The following is a 20,134-nucleotide window of genomic DNA, read 5'->3' on the forward strand; positions in this document are numbered from 1 at the left end:
CAATAGAACGTTTTGCAGTTGTAAACAATGAGGGGCAAGAGATGAATGATTTAGAGAATAAAATTATTTTAGTCACTGGGGCGTCGAGCGGAATTGGTCAAGCTTGTGCCCGCTTATGTGCACAGCATGGGGCTCGATTGATACTCTGTGCTCGACGTATTGAGCGTCTTGAGGGGTTAGCCAAAGAGCTGAGCCAACATTTTGGCAAAGAACACTATGTTTTGCCTTTAGATGTGTGTGATCATGAGCAAGTAACACAGCAGTTAGGTTCTTTACCCAGTCAGTGGCAGGCTGTAGATGTTCTTATTAATAATGCAGGCTTAGCTTTGGATACATTACCATTGCAGCAGGGCATTGAAGCGCATTGGGATATAATGATTGATACCAATATTAAAGGCCTGCTTTATGTTAGCCGAGCTTTGATTCCTGGAATGTTAGAGCGAGGGCGTGGCCATGTCGTAAATATCAGTTCCATAGCGGGACATGAGTGTTATCCCAATGGTAATGTTTATTGTGCAACGAAACATGCAGTACATGCTATTTCAAAATCAATGAGACTGGATATGCTTGGTAAGCCTGTGCGTATTACTGAAATTGCACCAGGTGCTGTCGAGACCGAATTTAGTGAAGTTCGATGGAATGATAAACAAAAAGCAAAAGAGTTTTATCAAGATTTTCACCCGTTACGAGCAGAGGATATAGCGGATGCCATAGTTTATTGTATCACCCGTCCACAACATATGGATATCGAAGAAATGACGATTATGCCCACTGTACAAGCATCGGCTAATCATTTATACAGAGAGATGAAATAAGTAAAAATTGCGCAAAAAATAAACGGACCTGAGCTCGGTAGTCTATTCTTTTACATATGGGTGGTGATTTTCCGACTGAACCATTTAATAACTGCAAGTTGGGAGGTTGTTTTGGAGCGTGTTGTGCAAGCCTATGTGATGAATAGGAAGCCTTAAGCGCTACATAGATCTCCACAGTGAATAAAGTAAGGGCTCAGGATCCGGAGAGCCTTCGCCCGTATAACAATACCCCTTTTAAATGATTGAAATTTATACTCTTTGATTAAATATTGTTCTTGGCTTATACTTAACCTAGTCATAATTAGATTTTATGAGTAAGAGTCAGGAGGGTATTATGAAAAAACTAATTATTTCAGCAGTCTTAATTACCCCTCTCTTTTTAATTTCGTTTCCTGCCCCTGCAGCTCTATCCCCTGCTCTTGAAAATCCAGCACTAAGGACAGATGCCTCAGTCGTTAATAATAATTTACCCACCGCAGGAACAAAGTATGCCTATTGGCATCGATGGCATCATTGGCACAGGTGGCATCATTGGCATCGATGGCATCGTTGGCATCATTGGCATTATTACTAATTTTTAAGATAAATCGCTTAAGAATTAACTAAAAGGAAGGGATTATGAACAGATTAATGCTTGCTTTAATGATGTTAGGCACCATGTTCTTGGTAACAAGTTGCGTTACAGAGCGTGTTTACTATACTCCCACTTATACTCCTGCATATGCCTATTCCGTTGGGTATTATCATACCAGTCCTTTCTGGGATATTGATTATTACAATGACAGTGACGCTTATTACTATGGCTATAACGATTTGGGAGATGTAGGTTACTGGGGTATGTATGATTCTTATCAAGTTTATTAGGCTGAAGGCAGATCCTCGTGTGAAGCGAGGATCTATAAACCGCATAGGAATTTTTTAATTATTCTTTAGCACGAGATACGTATTCACCTTTACGGGTATCTACTTTAATTAACTCGCCAGTTTGAACGAATAAGGGGACGCGGACTACGGCTCCTGTTTCTAAAATGGCTGGTTTGCCACCACCTCCAGAGGTATCGCCTTTTAATCCAGGATCGGTTTCAGTAATTTCCAAAATCACAAAGTTTGGAGGCGTAACCTGTATTGGCTCATTATTCCACAGCGTCACGATGCAAATATCTTGTTCTTTTAACCATTGTGCTGCATCAGCAAGTACTTCTTTACCTAAAGCATATTGTTCAAAATTATCAGGAACCATAAAATGCCATTGTTCCCCATCATTATATAAATATTGCATTTCTACATCGGCAACATCAGCTGAAGGTAATGTGTCTCCCGATTTGAAAGTACGCTCTACAACTCGTCCCGTTTTCAAGTTACGAATTTTAATGCGAGTAAAGGCCTGTCCTTTTCCGGGTTTTACAAACTCACAATCGAGAATGGTACATGGGGCGTCATCAACCATTACTTTTAAGCCGTTTTTAAATTCATTGGTGCTATAAATTGCCATTAGTACTCCAGAGTTGAGATTTTGTTTGGTTTTAGTTAAAGTTCGCACAGTTTATCAATTCTGTGTAATTAATGCGAGATACCTCTTTAAGTTGGCAAAAAAAATTGGCGCAAGGTTTTGCTTCAGTTAACGAACTATTAGCATTTCTTGAATTGCCCTTATCGACTGGGAATGTACATGCCGAAAAGCAATTTCCCAGTCGTGTGCCTCTGGGATTTGCTGCGCGCATGCAAAAAGGAAATCCTCATGATCCTCTATTACTCCAGGTCTTAGCTACGGAAAATGAATTAACCGTAAGTGAAGAATACAGTCTGGATCCTTTAGAAGAACTGAACAGTAATCCAATTCGCGGATTAATACATAAGTATTATGGTCGGGTTTTATTAACGGTAACTGGTGTTTGCGCTGTGAATTGTCGTTATTGTTTTCGCAGACATTTTCCTTATCAAGACAACAACCCTGGCCGGAATGGGTTTAAAGCGATTTGTGACTATATTGCCCAAGATCCGAGTATTACTGAGGTGATTTTAAGTGGCGGCGATCCTTTATTGGCGTCTGATTTGGTTTTAACCGAGCTAATAAAACAATTAGAGGAAATTCCCCATCTGCATACGTTACGAATCCATACCCGAATTCCAATTGTGTTTCCTGAGCGAATTGATCAGGGATTGCTTGCATTATTAAAAAATACACGATTTAACAAAGTGATTGTCCTGCATTGTAACCACGCACAAGAGTTAGATGATTCGGTACTCCAGGTGCTTCAGAAATTACAGCATATTGGATGTTATTTGCTAAACCAATCGGTATTACTCGCAGGAATCAATGACGATGCTGGTATTTTAGCTGATTTAAGCCAAAAATTATTTGCTTATGGTGTCTTACCTTATTATTTACACAAATTGGATAAGGTAAGAGGAGCGGCTCATTTTGATTTAACTTTTGATGCAGTACAATCCCTTTATCAGCAATTACAAAATCGCTTACCAGGATATTTATTGCCGCGATTAGTTTGTGAAGAGCCTGGAAAGCTGAGTAAAACACTCCTTATCTAAGAGATGCTTCAGTTTCAGCATATAGGGTTAAGATTGATAAAAGACATTTTTAAGAGATAAAGAATGAAAAACTTACCTGTGTTAACCCCGGGGGATTCGATAGAAATCATTGCCCCTTCATCTCGGAGTACTGATCATCAATTATCCGCGTTGAAAGAATTATTGGAGTCTTGGGGATTAAACTGTATTGTTCAGGAAGATATTTTTGCTCGAGATTTACTCTGTGCCAATACAGATGAAATGCGGTTCAAGCATCTAAAAAATGCCCTTTTAAATCCTAAAACAAAAGCGGTCATTTGTGTGCGGGGTGGTTATGGTTCCACACGTTTAATACCGAAGTTAGCAGCGGTTCATCCTCCAGAAACAGTCAAAATATTTATTGGCATAAGTGACATCACTTGCCTTCATCTCTATTTGCAGCAACATTGGAATTGGCCAACAATACATGGTGCTGCAGCACCTGATAAATTTTCCAAGGAATCGATTGTTTCGGTACGTTCGATTTTGTTTGGTGATGCCCCCATTCCGTTCAATGATTTAACCCCGCTGAACATCCATGCCCAAAAGGAGCGGTTGATCAAATCTCAGGTAACTGGTGGTAATTTGGCAATGATACAATCAGGGATTGGAACCTGCTGGCAAATCGATGGACGAGAAAAAATTATACTACTTGAAGAAATCGGTGAGCGAGGATATCGTGTGGATCGTATGCTGGAACATTTAAAGCAAGCCAATATTTTTACCCATGCTGCTGCGATTCTATTAGGTGATTTTCTCGATGGTCTTGAACCCAACGGGACTTCTTTGATTGAGCCGGTCTTACAGCGTTTTGCTGAAAGCTGTGCGATTCCAGTATTACGAATCGCGGGAATCGGTCATGGGTCCATTAATTATCCCATTCCTTTGGGAACTGAGGTCCATTTGCAATTGGGGGCTCATCCGCAATTAACGTGTTTTCGATGACAGTGACTGCAAGAAAGTCTTTTATTGGTTAAGAATCCCCTCTCCCACAAGTGGGAGAGGGGCAGGGGTGAGGGTTCCTTAGTTAAAACTAATATCCTTATCCGCCCTGGCTCCAGCTAAACACGCAATATTTGTCTGTACACCGGTGCGATACACTCCATTTCTGAACCGAGATTTTTTAATAAGCTTTGTGTTGCAGTCAATTTGGCATCGACAATATCATCTGTTTCATAATGGTCATTATGATGCAAGATAAGTTGCTTTGATTTTGTTAAATGGGCAAATTCACTTATTTGCCTAGGGCATGAATGCCCCCACGATACACGTCCGGCATCGTATTCTTCATCTGTGAACGCGCAATCTACAATTAAAATATCTGAATTCGTCGTAAACTCAATAAGTTTTTGTACAAAATCAGCGTCATATAAGGGATATGATTTATCATATAACTCATTATCAGTGATATAGCTTATGATTTTATTATTATATTGAATTTTATACCCATATGTGACACATGGATGCTGAAGTGCGATGGTTGAAATGGTGATATTACCTATTTCAAAATTTTGTTCTACCACTAAATCATGATAGGAAATTGTCGAGGGTAAATTATCTATCTTAACGGGAAAATAGGTCCCATCCATGAGTCCCGAGAGTAACTTATGAACGCTTTTTACTCCTTGTGGAGGACCATAAAAACGAAACTGATTTCCAGGATGATACAACGGCTTAAAAAAAGTTAATCCATGGATATGATCCCAGTGTTCGTGGGTAATGAAGATATCTGCTTCAATTTGATTTTGCTTTTTAGTGATTAAGTCATTTCCTAAAGGGATTATTCCTGATCCTGCGTCCAGTATAAAAGTTCGTTCATTGACAAAATTTAATGTGATACAGGAAGTGTGCCCACCATATTTAACAAAATCTTTTCCTGGTGCTGGAAATGCACCCGTTACACCCCAAAATTCAATATCTATCTTGTCTTCAATAATACGGTTAAGCTGAGCAGTAAATAATTCAATGAGGTTTGTTTGATAAATACAGCCATGTGCACCCAATTGATAAGGGCTAATGTTTTTTTTGCTGGCATCTAAAGATAAAATGATGGTTTTATAGGATGTTGATTGAGACAGTTTTTTAATCTGTTCCGCTGAGAGATATTGATCGATTAATACATAATCCGGTTTGAGTTGATTCACTTGAATGAACGCATTAGCCATATTATCGGTCGAGAAAGTGATATATCCTGATCGTTTTAATTCTTTGGTAATCAACTCAATTTGATTCGAATCTTGATGCACCAGATAAATAGATATTGGTTTCTGCTGAGTATGAATTTCCATATTCTGACTCGATTCCAGCGGTTAACAGTATCTATAATTATGGCACATAAGTTAAGAATGGCTTGAACACTCTTCGACAGAAGGCTAATGTGATGGTTCATTCCGGCTAAATTGAACTCTCCTCGTCTTGATAGAGTTTAATTAGTTTTTCCTGCGCACTATTATTACCTTGGTGTATGGGTTTATAACTCCCATCACTTTGCATCTCCCAGGTATTACTGTTGTCTTTAAGATAATTCTTAATAATTTCCTGTTTGATGCGCTTTTTACAGCGTTCATCAAGAATAGGAAACATAATTTCAATGCGATGGTATAAATTTCTTTCCATCAAGTCAGCACTAGAGCAAAAATAATATTCTTCTTCTTGGACACGAAAGTAAAATACTCGATGATGTTCCAAGAATCGTCCGATATAAGAAAGTACCCTTATGTTTTCTGAAATGCCTGGTATTCCAGGTTTCAGACAACATACCCCGCGCACCAGCAAATTGACTTTAACCCCTGCTTGAGATGCTTTATATAAAGCTTGAATGATGGTTTTATCGGCTAAGCCATTTACTTTGAGGAGAATTTCCGTGTCTCCTTTTTTTAAAGCCGCTGCAGTGCATTGTTCAATGTATTGCAACAGCGTTTTTTGTAAGGTAAAGGGTGAATGGCTTATCGCCTTAAGTTTAACTGCTTTACCAAGTCCGGTTAATTGTTGAAAAATAATTTGAATATCTGAAGTAATTGTTGGTTCACACGTTAATAAACCGAAGTCGGTATAACGTTTTGCAGTGTACTCATGGTAATTTCCAGTACTTAAATGGACGTAACGCTTTAGTTTCCCGTGCGCCCTACGAACAACAAGAGTCATTTTGGCATGGGTTTTATACCCTACAACCCCATAAAGCACCAGAATTCCTGCAGCATGTAAACGATTTGCTAATTTCAGATTGGATTCTTCATCAAAACGAGCCCGCAATTCAATCACGGCAGTCACTTCTTTACCTGAGTGGGCGGCATCAACCAAAGCATCCACCATCACTGATTCGGAGCGAGTACGATACAAAGTCTGGCTAATTGCCAATACATTGGGATCACTGGCTGCCTGTCTTACAAAATCAATGACTACTTCAAAGCTTTGATAGGGGTGGTGCAGCAGAATATCTTCTTCATCAAGCACATTGAATAAATTCCGTTCAGACTTAGGAAATTGAGGATATTGGGCTGTGAAAGGCGGGTAATTTAAATCAGGTCTATCAATACTGTTAATGGCAGTTAAATGACGTTGTATATTAACGGGGCCATCACAATAATAAGTATCTTCGTGGCGGAGATGATATTTTTGCAATAAAAAATCAACAATTTTGTCTGGACAATTTTTTTCGATTTCAAGGCGAACTACATGGCCATAGTGGCGAGAGAAAATCTCTCGTTGTAGTGCTTTGGCTAAATCATCAATTTCTTCTTCTCGCAAGAACAAATCACTGTTTCGAGTCAGGCGAAAAGAATAGCATCCACTAATTTCCATGCCAGGGAATAAACTGTTGACATGCGTCGTAATAATCGAGGAGAGATGAACAAAATAATGCGCATCTCCGCATAGCTCAGAGGGTAAGTGAATGATCCTGGGAATCGATCTTGGTGCATGAACCACTGCATAATTAATGTTTCGGTCAAAAGCGTCTTTGCCACTTAATGAAATAATAAAGTTTAAACTTTTGTTAATCAGCTGTGGTAAAGGATGTGCCAAATCCAGCGCTATGGGACTGATTACAGGTTGAATCTCGTGCTTAAAGTAGTGTTTTGCCCATAAATGAATGTCATCAGTCCATTGCTCGGTCTCGAGGAAAAAAATTTTTTCTTTGCTTAAAGCCGGAAGGAGTTGTTTATTAAATATTGAGTAGAGTTGGTCGATCAATTTATGTGTTTTTTGGCTGATTTGGCTAAATGCTTCTTCAGGACGAAGCCCATCAATAGTCAATTTTCCTGAGGACATGGCAATTTTTTCTTTAAGACCTGCAACCCGTATTTCAAAAAATTCATCAAGATTGCTACTACAAATGCTAAGAAAACGCATTCTTTCAAGCAACGGAACGCGTTCATCATTGGCCAACATGAGAACTCTCTGATTAAATGCAATAATCGAAAATTCTCGATTAATATAATATTCTGGATTATCCAACCCTATTTCCAAGAGTAACTCCATTTTTTTTACCCCGTCACCACGCTCAACGATAAGTCAAGTAGGGCATCTGCTCGCAACTCTGACTTTTCCCCTAAAGCATTCAAAATGTGGTGCATATTAATTTTCAACATCATAACATAGACATGGTATTTGCTATGCTACTATTCTTGTGATCTTACATCTCACTTTACTCAACGAACCAGAAAAAAACAAACCACGATAAAGCCTATAAACCCATAAAAGGGTGATAAATTCCAAAAAGTTAAAGCGAGAAAAAAAATAAAACAACATAGTGCAATGGGAATAGAAAAATACATACCTACAACTCCCTGAGCAACAGAGTAGCTGGCTGCTGCGAGCAAAGCTAACGCACCATACTGGACGCCAATCATTATCTTACGCATTCCAGGACCATTATGACTGGTCAGCCAATGATATCCAGCGAGAGCCATCAATAATCCTGGCAAATTAAGGCTAAGCACGGCAAGCAATAAACCTGTAATTCCAGCAGCTTTATACCCTATGAGCGCTGATAATTTAACACCGGTTAATCCTGGAAAAATAAAACTTGAACCCACCATAGCAATAAATTCTTCCTGTCCTACCCAGTGCCGATAATCAACGGCCTCATATTCCAACAGTTTTAGCATGGAATTACCGCCTCCTAAGGAAATAAGGCCAATTTTTCCAAAGCTTAGGATAATTTCTAAAAGGGTTCTCAGCATAATTTTAATAAATTTTTCAGGAATGTTACATATTCGCAGGAAACAGGTTCATTCAGCAAGTGCTGGGAAATGGTCTCTACTAAACGACGCGATTTTCCTTCGATGCATAAACTAAAATAAATTTTGTGAAGCACCTCAAGACGTGCGAGTTCGATTTTTATTGTGGGGGTAGTTGGAAATTTGTAGATAAAGGCTTCTTTTTTAACATAAACGCTGACCCCTTTCGTTTCAATATGAGGGATGATCTTTTGTAACTCCAAAGGTAGAGAATGCTCCTGAAGCGGGTTAATAGTTATTTTTGCCCCATAACCGACAGCATGATTTGCATGTTCGAGTAAGGGCTTATAAAGCAACTGCTCATGGCGTTTTTTGATATTATAATTGCAGCCAGGTAGCAAATAATAATAATCTTCTTTATGTTTCTGCTTGTAATTTGCTAAATCAAGTAATGAACTGTCAATCGTATTGAGGATGATTATCTCGCTATCCGGCCAAAAATAACGCATCTCCCATTTCAAATTTTCATCCTCTTTATCGACAAAAGTTGCCAGAGGCGCGCTTGCTTTTGGGGCAAATTCGAAATTCCAAACCAAACGTTGGTTCATAGTCAATTGCTACTCGCAAAATAAAGAGTATATACTACACCTTTATTATGCAAAGCAAGGGAAGGTATTGATATTATGGGCATTCTGTTTTTTTTACTTTATCTGATCTTTACCCTAATTGTTCTCTATAGAGCAATGAATCCATTAGTTTGGGAGTTGGGGAGCGTCTTTTATCTAATCGTAGCGACGTTTGCGATTGGCCTGCCGTGGATAGTCGGCTTTATCCTTTGGCTTGTAATCATTGGGGCATTACTTGTCGTATACCTCGAACCTTTACGTGCGGCGATTGCAGATTTCATCTATAAAAAAGCAGGCAAGTCGATTCCCAAATTGTCCAAAACCGAAGAAGAAGCACTCAATGCGGGAGATACTTGGCTAGAACAAGATATTTTTACAGGAAAACCCGATTGGGAGCGACTGGCGAATGTATCTACGGCACTGTCGGCAGAAGAACAAGCCTTTCTTGATAATGAAACACAAACTTTATGCGGCTTGATCGATGAGTGGGAAATTAGTCAAACCCGTGATTTACCTGAAAAGGTTTGGGATTACATGAAGGAAAAAGGCTTTTTTGGTATGGTCATTCCCAAAGAATACGGGGGTAAAGGCTTTTCTGCGCGTGCCCATTCTGATGTGGTGATGAAAATAGCCACTCGTTCCGGTGTCGCAGCAGTAACGGTAATGGTACCTAATTCCTTAGGCCCAGGTGAATTAATCAATTATTATGGTACGGAAGAGCAAAAGAATCATTATTTACCTCGTCTTGCAAAAGGTATTGATATCCCATGCTTTGCTTTAACTGAACCTGGCGCAGGCAGCGATGCTACTTCCATTCAATCCAGCGCCATCGTGATGAAAAAGAAAGTTGATGGCAAAATGGTGCTTGGCTTAAGCATTACCTTAGATAAACGTTGGATTACTTTAGCTCCCGTAGCAACCTTAATTGGTCTTGCGGTGAATGTAAAAGACCCCGACGGTTTATTACAGGGGGAGGGAGCGGAGGGAATTACCTGTGTATTGATTCCACGCGACACCAAAAATCTCGAAATTGGCAATCGCCATTTACCTTCTGATCAGCCATTTATGAACGGTACTATACGTGGGAAAGATATTTTTGTGCCCATAACCACAGTGATTGGTGGTCAGAAACGTATCGGAAGTGGTTGGCAAATGTTGGTTGAATGTTTATCGATTGGGCGATCTATTTCTTTACCTGCACTGGGTGCTGGTACTTCCTCGGCGTGCTATTTGGCAACCAGTGCTTTTGCTCGCATACGTTGCCAATTTAATGTAGAAATTGGCCAATTTGAAGGGATTGAAGAAAAACTTGCGGAGATTGCGGGCTTAAGTTATTTGATTAATTCCAATCGATTATTGACCGTGGCGGCTGTAAATGAGCATAAAAAACCTTCTGTCGCCTCAGCAATTGCTAAATATTTTAATACTGAATTCGCACGATTGGTAGTGAATGCATCTATGGATGTACATGCTGGACGTGGCGTAGTAGTTGGTCCGCGAAATTATTTAACCAATTTTTATAATGGAGTTCCTATTTCGATTACCGTGGAAGGAGCCAATGTGATGTCACGGAACTTGTTAATTTTTGGACAAGGCTCAATGGCATGTCATCCTTACGTACGCAATGAATTTTATGCTATTTCCAATCAGGATAAAGAGGCTTTCAGAGAGGTTATTTGGAAGCATATTCAATATTTCATGCAAAATTTTGCCAAAACGATTTGTTCCGCCTGGACTGGTGGGATATTTATTAAAGCTCCCAAGCTTAAAATGAAGCGTGAATATAAGCGGTTAGCACGACTCAGTCATGCTTATTCATGGCTTGCAGATTTATCTTTAATTGTGTTAGGTGGCGATTTGAAACGTAAAGAGCGTCTGTCAGCCCGTCTTGCTGATGGAATGTCTTATCTTTACATGGCGATGGCTGTTTTGCGGAATGTGCAATTGAATGGCGAAAGTCCTGATGATCAATTGCATGCTCAATGGGCTGTTTCTTATTGCTTTTATCACGCACAACGAGCAATGATGGCATTGTGCTACAATTTCCCATCAAGATTTTTAGGTGGTTTTGCACGTATCTTGGCATTTCCCTTTGGGCAAACAATGCGTTATCCCACAGATAAGTTGGAACAAAAATTAGCGCGTTTGATGACTAAGAATAATCAGTATCGAGACCGATTGAAGAACATCGTCTACTTAAGCGGCGATCCGAAACAACCCATAGACAGAGTGGAGTATGCCCTACAACAAATCATACAAACGGATGAGCTTGTCAAAAAAATGGGTGATTTAAAACGGGTTAAATTTGGTAAATTAAAAGGCAAACTAAAAGAAAAGGTTGAAAATAAGGAATTAACTCAAGAGGAAATGGATGCATTACTTGCTACTGAAGCGGCTCGCTGGGATGCCATTTTGGTTGATGAGTTTACTTTTGAGTCAATGAAAAACCAATCATTTAACTCAGTCATTGATGCAATTAAGTCGCCCTTTATGCATGATGATGGTCATCATTAATACTGTTGGGGTTGTTTTAAGAGCACTGTATGAGTGTTATCCAGAAAGAGAGCTACAGTAGGTCGGACTTTAGCCCGACCTACTGTAGCGGAAACAACTTGTATAGGCACGCCTAGGTTTACATACGATCATGTCACCCCTAAAAATTTGTGGATTGATTTAAAAAGCGAAGCAAAGCAAGCAGTTAAGAGAGAAGATATTTACAAATTTTTAACAGGATGCAAAAAAACCAGTGCACCTATAGCTTACTTTGCTTTGCTATAATTAAGGCAATATGATAATTAAATTTGCGTAGTGAGATGAATTTATGGAAGCTAAAACAATATCACCAATAACCAAAGCCAGAGATGTAACATTACCCGTTAGGGAAGATCTTTTAAGAGCAATGAAAATTGCGGAAAACTCTCCAGAAGTAGCTCAATATTTAAGTAAACGAGTTCATGAAATAGCAGAGAGATCAAGATTATTAAATAAATCACCAGAGGCAAAAGAAACTGCGCAACAAATACTAAAAGCAGTGGATGAGTTTGCTCAGCTTGTCACCTATAAATATCCTCCGGACTCGCAAATTTGGTCGGGTAAAGAACCAACGAGTTCTACCATCAACCTGCAAGAGGGAATTGCAAAACAGGCTGCCACTTCATTGGCGCAAAAAAATTATCCTGGTATTCGATTCGATTTTGCTATCAGCGAGACTGGACATTTTGTCCGTGGATATGCTTCAACTGAAAAAGGAGCTTCTCAATTAGATGAAGGGACTATTGAAACTTTAGATAATTTGTTTAATGCATGGTTAGCTGACAAACATAATGTTATTACAGAAAATGGTGATTTCTACTACATGGATGAAACCGGACACAAAAAAGATAAATTGACAGGAGATGAAGTGGAAAAACTATTCTCTGATTCAGCACAAGAATATAAGGACTATTTAAAAGGGAAAGGAGTTGAGACGGAACTTGTATCTCGACAACGTGAGTATCCAGGTGAGCATAGACTGGAAGAGACCAAGAAAAAAGCGATAGACAAAATCATTAAAGCGGAACAAGAAGTCGAAGAAAAGGTCGAAGAAAAGGTCGAAACCGAAGTTCAACCTACAAGTATGGGGCGTTCTTAGCGTAGGCTGTTTTCAGGAGTAGTTCACTTCTCGAAAAAAAGCAGGATGTACATCACTATAGAATGAAATCTGATTTTAGGGGATCAAAAAGTTACTGGGTCAGCTGCGGCGTCCAGTAACTTTTAAAATTAGGTAATTTATTATCTTAAATTTGATTCACCGCATGGAGCCTATCTAGAGTGCCTATGTCATACCACAGGCCATTATAAACATTGGCGGTTGCTTTATTTTGTGCGGCATATTGTCGGATTAATGGTGCTACTGAATAGCGCCCTTGTTGGCAGTGACTAAATACTTGAGGGTGATAGCAGCAGATTCCTGCAAGAGTATATTCTGGATTTGAATTACTGAGCTGCTTTTGATTGATTAACCCAAAGTCCCCATGATGATTAAGTGATGGATTTTTAGTGACTAAAATCACATGAATTGAAGGGTTATTTTCAAACTGCAGCTGGGAAAAATCAAAATCGGTATAGATATCTGCATTGACGGTAATAAAGGGCTTAGTTCCTAACAGCGGCAAGGCATTGACGATACCACCGCCCGTTTCTAATCCTCCAGGAGGTTCAGGTGAGTAACAAATTTCGACTCCCCAACGGGACCCATTTCCCAAATGCTGGCGAATTTTTCCTCCAAGATAGGCATGGTTAATCACTAATCGTTCAAAACCCGCTTTTGCCAAATTCACGACATGATGCTCGATTAATGGCTTTTCTTTAACAATACACAGGGCTTTAGGTGTAACATCGGTAAGTGGTTTCAAACGTTCACCCCGGCCCGCAGCCAATATCATCGCAGTTTTCATGGTAAATATACTCTCATTTGCAGAAATCGGAAAAATGGGTGCAATTCTTCATAAGTCTCTGCACATTCAAGCACGTAGTTTAAAGTTAAAGGCAGATCTTTAAGATATCCAGGTTTATGGTCGCGCAAATGCAATCGACAAAAAATGCCCAACACTTTTAAGTGCCTTTGTATACCGCAAAGATCAAATGCACGGATAAATTCAGACAAAGAGTAATCTTTAGTTAATGCGCTGTGAGTGTAAAAAAACTCAACCCATTCCAGTACTTTACTCCTTGGCCAGGAAATATAACAATCTTTGAGTAATGAAACCAAATCATAAGTGAATGGGCCACGCATGGCATCTTGAAAATCAATAACTCCCAGTTTTAGTGGTTCGGCATGATCCTGTAAGAGCATCAGATTGCGAGAATGATAATCACGATGAATAAAAGTGAGTGGTTGCTGAGCTACCTCTTTGGCAATCCACTCCATAGTCTTTTGGACTAAAGTGCGTTCACTTTGATTGAGATCTAAAGCAAGATACGCTTTAAAAAACCATTCGGGACATAAACTCATTTCTTTAAGCATATGCGCTTCATCAAATGGAGCAAGTAGTGGGTCATCAATTGAGCAACTTTGAATTTTAAACAAGGTTTTGATGGCCTGATGATAGTGATCATTCACTGTTTCAGGCTGAAGAACATTTAGAAGAAGTTCATCGCCTAAATCGCTTAATAGTAAGAACCCGTCCTCTGGATTCATCGCAAGCACTTTGGGGGTGTGAACATCAGCTTGTTGCAGCGTCTGCGCAATATGTATGAAAGGTTTTAGATCTTCTTTTTCCGGGGGAGCATCCATAACAATCTGCGTTAGTCCATTATATCGAAGACGAAAATATCTTCTAAAACTGGCGTCCCCAGCCAAAGGAGCTAACTGAAAATCCTGTTGCTTTAGCGTATGAATTAACCATTCTTTCAGTGCGTTTTCTCGTTCATGCATGGTATACTTCCCCATCATTATTTCTGGTTGTAACATAATGACTAAGACCCCCTCCCTCGTTTTTTAGGAGAGGATAAGAACGTCGTAAGAACTCTACTGCACGATTCTCAATGCGAGTATGACGATTCAAAGTAATTAGTTACATATTTTGTGTGCATAATAAGGCATTTTATTACTTGTGAACAAGATTTCATTTAAATGGTTCTTGATGAGCATATGTTCCACACTGCTCATTTTACTCATGGTAATCTATCATGCGTTAGCCTATTCTGCTTCTTTGATTAATGAACCGGTACAGGCATGTGTCATAGCGCGTGATGTCGATTTAACCGATGCGATACGTGCAAAGTTTGCTCAATGTTTGGGATGGCAGGCAGATCAAAGTTCCCCTATTTGTCTTGGATCGTATCAGCCGATCACGGTGGCGCCCCTTGCTTCACCTGATGAAATAAAAATCATGGCAGATCGCGTTTCGTTTTATCAAGATAAACCTTCAACTTTGAGCGGACATGTAGAAATTCAGCAAGACCAAAGAATAGTCAATGCACAGACTGCCTATGTATATCGCGATCCACAAAGTAAACAGATTACAAAAATTGAATTCTTGGGTAATGTCCATTACCTGGAACCCGATAAATTATTGATTGCTCGTAAAGCAACAATTAATCCTCAGGATAAATCGGGTCAAACTGAAGATGTACTTTATCGTTTCAACATGAATAAGCATGCTGCTTTATTACCCGCATGGGGACGAGCGAGTCTCATGCAGCGTTTTCCTAATTCAGACTACTTATTGCGTCAGGCGACCTATACTACGTGTGCGCCACAAGATAAAGCTTGGGATATTGAGGCCAAATCCATTGTTATTGATAATAAGAAAAAAATAGGTGTTGCCAGACATGTTACGTTGCGTGTCCATGATTGGCCACTCCTTTATGTTCCCTATTTAAGTTTCCCCACCACCAAAGAACGTAAATCCGGTTTTTTAATGCCTTTATCGGGCTATTCTAATGTAGGGGGTTTTGATCTAGGAATTCCTTATTATTGGAATATAGCACCAAACTATGATTTGACGTTAACACCCCATGTTTATACAGAGCGTAATGTCATGTTGGGTGGTGAGTTTCGCTATTTAACGGCCCACAGTGTGGGTTTAGTGACGGGTAGTTTTCTACCAGATGATGCAGCGTATCGGAATTTTCTGAATAGTCATGCAGCTGAATTTCCTTCATTTAAAGATAAATCAAACAACCGATGGTTTTATGGGTTTCTTAACACCACGCAATTAAATCCTAATTTGCGGCTCAATGTGAATGTTCAACAGGTTTCTGATGACTATTACTTCCAGGATTTCAGTACTAACCTGGCTCTAATTACCCAGCGGCAGTTATTACGACAAGCCGATTTAACCTATTCAACGGAGCATTGGACGTTTAGAGGTATGGTTCAAAGCTTTCAAACCTTACATCCGATTAATGAGACTCCTATTGCCGATCAATATGAACGCTTGCCGCAATTATCTGCTCGTGGGTATTACTATGATTTGCCGGCACAGGCTAATTTAAATGTATTGGGACAATATGATCAGTTTTTTTGGCCAACATCAAGGCAGCAGATTCGTGGAATAGATCAAGCTTTAGAAACCGGCCAATTTTTTGTAAGACCACCATTCTCTGAAATGGAAATGCCTCAAGGTCCACGGTTTCACCTTAATCCCATGCTTTCCTTACCCCAAAGAACCAGTTGGGGATATATTACTCCTTCAGCCGAGTTCGTAGAAAATTATTATCAGGTGCAAAACAATTGGAATGATACCCATACGGACTATAATCGCTTTATCCCACGGTTGAGCACCCAGGGCGGTCTATTTTTTGATCGGAACTTTACTTGGCTGGGGAATTCCTACACGCAAACTTTAGAGCCCAGTTTATTTTATTTGTACGTTCCATTTTATAATCAAAACCAGCTACCTATATACGACACTGCTAATATGATTTTTAATTTTGATCAACTTTTTAGAACCAATCGCTTCTCAGGGTTTGATCGAATTGGTGATGCGAATCAATTATCTTATGCACTCACATCGAGGTGGTTATCTGAAAGCAATGGAATTGAATTGGCCAGTCTTTCAATTGGGCAAATTAAATATTTTACTGATAGAAAAGTGCAGCTATGTCGTAACCCAACTGGTGATTGTGTTGCTAATCCTCTTGAAATTGGGCAATTGTCTCCATTTTATGGTGTTTCTCCAATCGCTTCGCGAGGAATTTATCATTTCGGTCCATTTTTGAAAATCCTGGGTGATTATGTATGGGATCCGGCTACTTCAGCAACAAACAATGGTGCTTTAAACTTGCATTATCAACCCAAACCAAATGCAATTATTAATGTCGGGTATACCTATTTATATAATGGGGATGTGACCTCTGTTAGGAATAATGCAGGGGTAGATAATGCCTTACACCAAGGGACTGTCTCCGCTGCTTGGCCAATCAGTGATCGATGGAGTGCGCTTGGGGCATACAGTCACAACATTAGTAAGGATTACAGTATGATGTCACTATTGGGGATGCAATATGATAGTTGTTGCTGGGCTGTACGAATTTTGGGTGGAAGAACCTTTAAAAGTTTAAATTCGGAATTTTCGCCCCAATATAACAACAATATCTATTTGCAAATCTTATTAAAAGGCTTAGGATCAGTAGCAAACAGCGATCCCGGAAGTGTATTGAATACGTATATCCCAGGATACAATGATCCATTTCGTCGTTAAATAAAATAGTGGAAAACAAAGTCGCTTGTGTTTTGGATAAAAATAACCTAAATTGCTCGAAAAAAAGTGAGTAAGGATTAAGGCATGTATAAAAAATTAGCCCTTGTATGCATATTGTTAGCTATCGTTGCTGTGGCAGAGGCAAAACAAGTATTAGATAAAGTGGTTGCAGTCGTTAATAATGGAGTGATCACCGAGAGTGAACTGAACAAACAAGTTGAATTAACGAGAAAACAAATTCTTGCTCAAAAAATGCAGGTTCCTGCTGCCCCTGTGTTGCGTAAACAAGTACTTCAACACTTAATTGATGTTAATGTGCAACTGCAAATGGCAAAACAACATGGTCTGACTGTAGATGATACAGAACTTAACCAAGCGATTGAAAAAATTGCTGCGATGAATCATGCCACTCTTACTCAGCTGCGCGAAGAAATTGCGAGACAAGGGATGAGCTGGAATGAATATAGGGAAAATATTCGTAAAGAAATGCTCCTTTCGCACTTACAGCAAAAAGCGGTAGGAAGAGACGCGATGGTGACGAATGAACAAGTGGAACAGTATCTTAAAACGGAAGGTGGTATAGTCGATCGCACAGCACTTACCTATCATCTACAAAATATAGTTATTCCACTCAATGAAGAACCCACGTCAGAACAAGTAAAGAAAGCCAAAAGCAAAGCAGAATTCTTGTTGACGAAAATAAAGAAAGGTGATGACTTTAGTCGACTGGCTATCGAAAATTCAAGTGGCGAATTTGCACTCGAAGGCGGGGATTTAGGTGACCGTCATTTAGCTGAGTTGCCAGAATTATTCGCAAAAGAAGTCGTGAACATGAAAGTGGGGCAAGTAGTTGGCCCATTACGTGCAGGTAATGGCTTTCAGTTAATTAAACTGGTTTCGATTGGCGGTGAAAATCAGCATCATATTATTACAAAGACTCATGTGCGCCATATTCTTTTAAAACCAGATCCAAGCATGCTTCCTCAAGATTCAAAGAAACAAGTAAACAATATTTACCAACAAGTAAAGGCTGGTAAAGATTTTGCGCTCATGGCAAAGCAATATTCCTTGGATTCAGCCAGCGCTGTCAAAGGTGGTGATTTAGGTTGGGTTGCACCTGGAGTATTAGTTCCCGAATTCGAAAAAGTTATGGATAAGCTGGCGGTAAATGAAATTAGTCCCCCTGTTAAATCACAATTTGGTTGGCACATTATTCAAGTACTTGGCCGTAAGCAAGAAGATGATTCAGAAGCTTTTAAGAAGCAGAAAGTACGTCAGTTTCTACAACAACGTAAGTTTGCTGAAGCAGTACAAAATTGGCAGCAACATATCCGTTCAGATGCGTACATTAATATTATCGAAAAGGAACTGGCGTGAAGCCACTACTGATTAGCAGCGGAGAGCCAGCAGGAGTTGGTCCAGATTTATGCTTGGCTCTGGCAGAATATGATTATCCAATAGTTATTCTAGGTGATCTGGCTGTTTTAGAAGCAAGAGCAAAAGAATTAAACCGAACAATTTCTTTTACTGTATATCAAAGCGGACAGTCAGTTGAACCTAAGCGTGGTCATTTATCAGTGATTCCGGTCAACTGTCCAAGCACTGTCCAAAGTGGATGCCTCAATTCTAAAAATGCTGCTTATGTGATTGAGTTACTTCATAAGTCTGCGGTATTGTGTGAACGCGGTGAGTTTTCCGCATTAGTTACAGCACCAGTGCACAAGGCAAACATTAATGAGGCAGGTATTCCATTTAGTGGACACACTGAGTTTTTTGCACAATATTACAAAGCAGATGATGTCGTCATGATGTTGGCATGTCATGAGATGAAGGTCGCTTTGGTTACTACCCATCTTCCCTTATATAAAGTACCTGAAGCAATTACCTCAGATTTAATTGTTAAGGTGATTACTCAGGTACATCAATCATTGATTCGAGATTTCAATATTAAAGCTCCCTGCATTAAAGTAGCCGGTTTAAATCCGCATGCTGGGGAATCTGGATATTTGGGGCGAGAAGAAATTGAAGTGATTACTCCAGCCTTACTGTTGTTAAAGAAGATGGGTATTAATGTTCAGGGACCTTTACCTGCTGATACTATGTTTATTAAGAATCATGTAAGCGATTGTGATGTTTTTGTAGCTATGTATCATGACCAAGGGTTACCCGTAATTAAGTATGCGGACTTTCATAATGCAGTCAATGTAACTTTAGGATTGCCAATAATAAGAACTTCAGTAGATCATGGAACCGCTTTGGAACTAGCAGGCAAAAATTTATTGGATGCCGGTTCAATGCTTGCTGCTGTCGACATGGCTAAGACCATGGCTTTATCAAGGATGAAATCATGATTAGTTTAATAGCTGCAATTGATGAAGCTGGAGGGTTAGGCCTCAACAACCAATTGCTTTGCCATTTACCTGCCGATTTACAACATTTCAAATCTATAACTATGGGTAAACCCATTATTATGGGAAGAAAAACATTTGCTTCTATAGGAAAACCTTTACCAGGAAGATTAAATGTGGTCTTAAGCCGAAGCATCGCTGCAATTGAAGGAGTTCTAGTATGCGATTCCTTAGAAAATGCGATGATGAAAACTCAGGAATTTCCTGAGATTATGATTATTGGTGGAGCAGAATTATTCACCGAGGCAATGAACAAGGCTACTCGTTTATACATCACCCGCATACATCATCAATTTACAGCAGATGTATTTTTTCCTGAAATCGACTCATCAATATGGCATTGCCAGGATA

18 protein-coding genes (1 of these 18 running past the window's edge) are annotated in these 20,134 nt (G+C 39.5%); 11 read left to right on the forward strand and 7 right to left on the reverse strand.

Annotation, left to right across the window (positions count from 1 at the left end; all coding sequences use genetic code 11):
- The first annotated feature begins 41 nt into the window (after positions 1 to 41).
- From EL022_RS05065 to EL022_RS05075, 3 genes are all read left to right on the forward strand, one after another.
- Positions 42 to 815, forward strand: coding sequence for an SDR family NAD(P)-dependent oxidoreductase (locus tag EL022_RS05065; protein ID WP_028382666.1), 774 nt, complete (start codon positions 42 to 44; stop codon positions 813 to 815).
- Between the two features lie 334 nt (positions 816 to 1,149).
- Positions 1,150 to 1,389 (forward strand): hypothetical protein, encoded by a 240-nt coding sequence (locus EL022_RS05070; protein ID WP_035901368.1) that lies wholly within the window; start codon positions 1,150 to 1,152, stop codon positions 1,387 to 1,389.
- A 44-nt stretch (positions 1,390 to 1,433) separates the two neighbouring features.
- Positions 1,434 to 1,679, forward strand: coding sequence for a hypothetical protein (locus EL022_RS05075; protein ID WP_028382667.1), 246 nt, complete (start codon positions 1,434 to 1,436; stop codon positions 1,677 to 1,679).
- Between the two features lie 58 nt (positions 1,680 to 1,737).
- Here EL022_RS05075 and efp read toward each other — a convergent pair whose 3' ends face one another.
- A complete protein-coding gene (efp, locus tag EL022_RS05080) occupies positions 1,738 to 2,307 on the reverse strand; it encodes an elongation factor P (protein ID WP_028382668.1) in 570 nt (189 codons plus the stop codon).
- Positions 2,308 to 2,378: 71 nt separating this feature from the next.
- Here efp and epmB point away from each other — a divergent pair, with 71 nt between their 5' ends.
- Together epmB and EL022_RS05090 are read left to right on the forward strand one after the other, a co-directional pair.
- A complete protein-coding gene (epmB, locus tag EL022_RS05085) occupies positions 2,379 to 3,362 on the forward strand; it encodes an EF-P beta-lysylation protein EpmB (RefSeq protein ID WP_028382669.1) in 984 nt (327 codons plus the stop codon).
- Positions 3,363 to 3,425: 63 nt separating this feature from the next.
- The gene (locus tag EL022_RS05090) at positions 3,426 to 4,325 is read left to right on the forward strand and encodes a S66 peptidase family protein (protein ID WP_028382670.1); all 900 of its coding nucleotides are present in this window, start codon (positions 3,426 to 3,428) and stop codon (positions 4,323 to 4,325) included.
- A gap of 116 nt (positions 4,326 to 4,441) precedes the next feature.
- Here EL022_RS05090 and EL022_RS05095 read toward each other — a convergent pair whose 3' ends face one another.
- From EL022_RS05095 to EL022_RS05110, 4 genes are all read right to left on the reverse strand, one after another.
- Positions 4,442 to 5,668, reverse strand: coding sequence for an MBL fold metallo-hydrolase (locus tag EL022_RS05095; RefSeq protein WP_051544536.1), 1,227 nt, complete (start codon positions 5,666 to 5,668; stop codon positions 4,442 to 4,444).
- Between the two features lie 106 nt (positions 5,669 to 5,774).
- Positions 5,775 to 7,859 carry a polyphosphate kinase 1 gene (gene ppk1, locus EL022_RS05100; protein ID WP_035901369.1) on the reverse strand — a complete coding sequence of 695 codons (2,085 nt, stop codon included), beginning with the start codon at positions 7,857 to 7,859 and terminating at the stop codon, positions 5,775 to 5,777.
- 170 nt (positions 7,860 to 8,029) lie between these two features.
- Complete coding sequence (locus tag EL022_RS05105) at positions 8,030 to 8,563, reverse strand: chromate transporter (protein ID WP_028382672.1); 534 nt, start codon at positions 8,561 to 8,563, stop codon at positions 8,030 to 8,032.
- A complete protein-coding gene (locus EL022_RS05110) occupies positions 8,557 to 9,168 on the reverse strand; it encodes a hypothetical protein (protein ID WP_028382673.1) in 612 nt (203 codons plus the stop codon). The genes EL022_RS05105 and EL022_RS05110 overlap by 7 nt, the downstream gene beginning before the upstream one ends.
- Positions 9,169 to 9,243: 75 nt before the next feature.
- Between EL022_RS05110 and EL022_RS05115 the strand changes: the two genes are divergently transcribed.
- Positions 9,244 to 11,700, forward strand: a complete 2,457-nt coding sequence (locus EL022_RS05115; protein WP_028382674.1) for an acyl-CoA dehydrogenase — start codon at positions 9,244 to 9,246, stop codon at positions 11,698 to 11,700.
- Between the two features lie 307 nt (positions 11,701 to 12,007).
- Positions 12,008 to 12,817: a hypothetical protein gene (locus tag EL022_RS05120; protein WP_028382676.1), complete on the forward strand. Its 810-nt coding sequence runs from the start codon at positions 12,008 to 12,010 to the stop codon at positions 12,815 to 12,817.
- A gap of 145 nt (positions 12,818 to 12,962) precedes the next feature.
- Here EL022_RS05120 and murU read toward each other — a convergent pair whose 3' ends face one another.
- Together murU and EL022_RS05130 are read right to left on the reverse strand one after the other, a co-directional pair.
- Complete coding sequence (murU, locus tag EL022_RS05125) at positions 12,963 to 13,622, reverse strand: N-acetylmuramate alpha-1-phosphate uridylyltransferase MurU (protein WP_028382677.1); 660 nt, start codon at positions 13,620 to 13,622, stop codon at positions 12,963 to 12,965.
- Positions 13,619 to 14,602: an aminoglycoside phosphotransferase family protein gene (locus tag EL022_RS05130; RefSeq protein ID WP_028382678.1), complete on the reverse strand. Its 984-nt coding sequence runs from the start codon at positions 14,600 to 14,602 to the stop codon at positions 13,619 to 13,621. The genes murU and EL022_RS05130 overlap by 4 nt, the downstream gene beginning before the upstream one ends.
- A gap of 208 nt (positions 14,603 to 14,810) precedes the next feature.
- Between EL022_RS05130 and EL022_RS05135 the strand changes: the two genes are divergently transcribed.
- From EL022_RS05135 to EL022_RS05150, 4 genes are all read left to right on the forward strand, one after another.
- Entirely contained in the window at positions 14,811 to 17,375 is a 2,565-nt protein-coding gene (locus EL022_RS05135) for an LPS-assembly protein LptD (RefSeq protein WP_028382679.1), read from the forward strand.
- Between the two features lie 84 nt (positions 17,376 to 17,459).
- On the forward strand, positions 17,460 to 18,752 hold the full coding sequence (locus EL022_RS05140; RefSeq protein ID WP_028382680.1) for a peptidylprolyl isomerase: 1,293 nt from the start codon (positions 17,460 to 17,462) through the stop codon (positions 18,750 to 18,752).
- Entirely contained in the window at positions 18,749 to 19,726 is a 978-nt protein-coding gene (pdxA, locus tag EL022_RS05145) for a 4-hydroxythreonine-4-phosphate dehydrogenase PdxA (RefSeq protein ID WP_028382681.1), read from the forward strand. The genes EL022_RS05140 and pdxA overlap by 4 nt, the downstream gene beginning before the upstream one ends.
- A protein-coding gene (locus tag EL022_RS05150) for a dihydrofolate reductase (protein ID WP_028382682.1) crosses the window boundary here: on the forward strand, positions 19,723 to 20,134 show its 5' portion. Its footprint extends 71 nt past the window's final position; only the first 412 of its 483 coding nucleotides appear in the window; its start codon is at positions 19,723 to 19,725; the stop codon falls past the right edge of the window. Before pdxA ends, EL022_RS05150 begins: the two co-directional genes overlap by 4 nt.

This window comes from Legionella cherrii (assembly GCF_900635815.1).
In the GTDB taxonomy this organism is placed as follows: Bacteria; Pseudomonadota; Gammaproteobacteria; order Legionellales; family Legionellaceae; genus Legionella; species Legionella cherrii.

What these genes read in the sequence shown, in the direction of transcription:
- EL022_RS05065 (WP_028382666.1), top strand. Translation starts at nt 42, where the DNA reads ATGAATGATTTAGAGAATAAAATTATTTTAGTCACTGGGGCGTCGAGC.
- EL022_RS05070 (WP_035901368.1), top strand. Translation starts at nt 1,150, where the DNA reads ATGAAAAAACTAATTATTTCAGCAGTCTTAATTACCCCTCTCTTTTTA.
- EL022_RS05075 (WP_028382667.1), top strand. Translation starts at nt 1,434, where the DNA reads ATGAACAGATTAATGCTTGCTTTAATGATGTTAGGCACCATGTTCTTG.
- efp (WP_028382668.1), bottom strand. Translation starts at nt 2,307, where the DNA reads ATGGCAATTTATAGCACCAATGAATTTAAAAACGGCTTAAAAGTAATG.
- epmB (WP_028382669.1), top strand. Translation starts at nt 2,379, where the DNA reads ATGCGAGATACCTCTTTAAGTTGGCAAAAAAAATTGGCGCAAGGTTTT.
- EL022_RS05090 (WP_028382670.1), top strand. Translation starts at nt 3,426, where the DNA reads ATGAAAAACTTACCTGTGTTAACCCCGGGGGATTCGATAGAAATCATT.
- EL022_RS05095 (WP_051544536.1), bottom strand. Translation starts at nt 5,668, where the DNA reads ATGGAAATTCATACTCAGCAGAAACCAATATCTATTTATCTGGTGCAT.
- ppk1 (WP_035901369.1), bottom strand. Translation starts at nt 7,859, where the DNA reads ATGGAGTTACTCTTGGAAATAGGGTTGGATAATCCAGAATATTATATT.
- EL022_RS05105 (WP_028382672.1), bottom strand. Translation starts at nt 8,563, where the DNA reads ATGCTGAGAACCCTTTTAGAAATTATCCTAAGCTTTGGAAAAATTGGC.
- EL022_RS05110 (WP_028382673.1), bottom strand. Translation starts at nt 9,168, where the DNA reads ATGAACCAACGTTTGGTTTGGAATTTCGAATTTGCCCCAAAAGCAAGC.
- EL022_RS05115 (WP_028382674.1), top strand. Translation starts at nt 9,244, where the DNA reads ATGGGCATTCTGTTTTTTTTACTTTATCTGATCTTTACCCTAATTGTT.
- EL022_RS05120 (WP_028382676.1), top strand. Translation starts at nt 12,008, where the DNA reads ATGGAAGCTAAAACAATATCACCAATAACCAAAGCCAGAGATGTAACA.
- murU (WP_028382677.1), bottom strand. Translation starts at nt 13,622, where the DNA reads ATGAAAACTGCGATGATATTGGCTGCGGGCCGGGGTGAACGTTTGAAA.
- EL022_RS05130 (WP_028382678.1), bottom strand. Translation starts at nt 14,602, where the DNA reads ATGCATGAACGAGAAAACGCACTGAAAGAATGGTTAATTCATACGCTA.
- EL022_RS05135 (WP_028382679.1), top strand. Translation starts at nt 14,811, where the DNA reads ATGAGCATATGTTCCACACTGCTCATTTTACTCATGGTAATCTATCAT.
- EL022_RS05140 (WP_028382680.1), top strand. Translation starts at nt 17,460, where the DNA reads ATGTATAAAAAATTAGCCCTTGTATGCATATTGTTAGCTATCGTTGCT.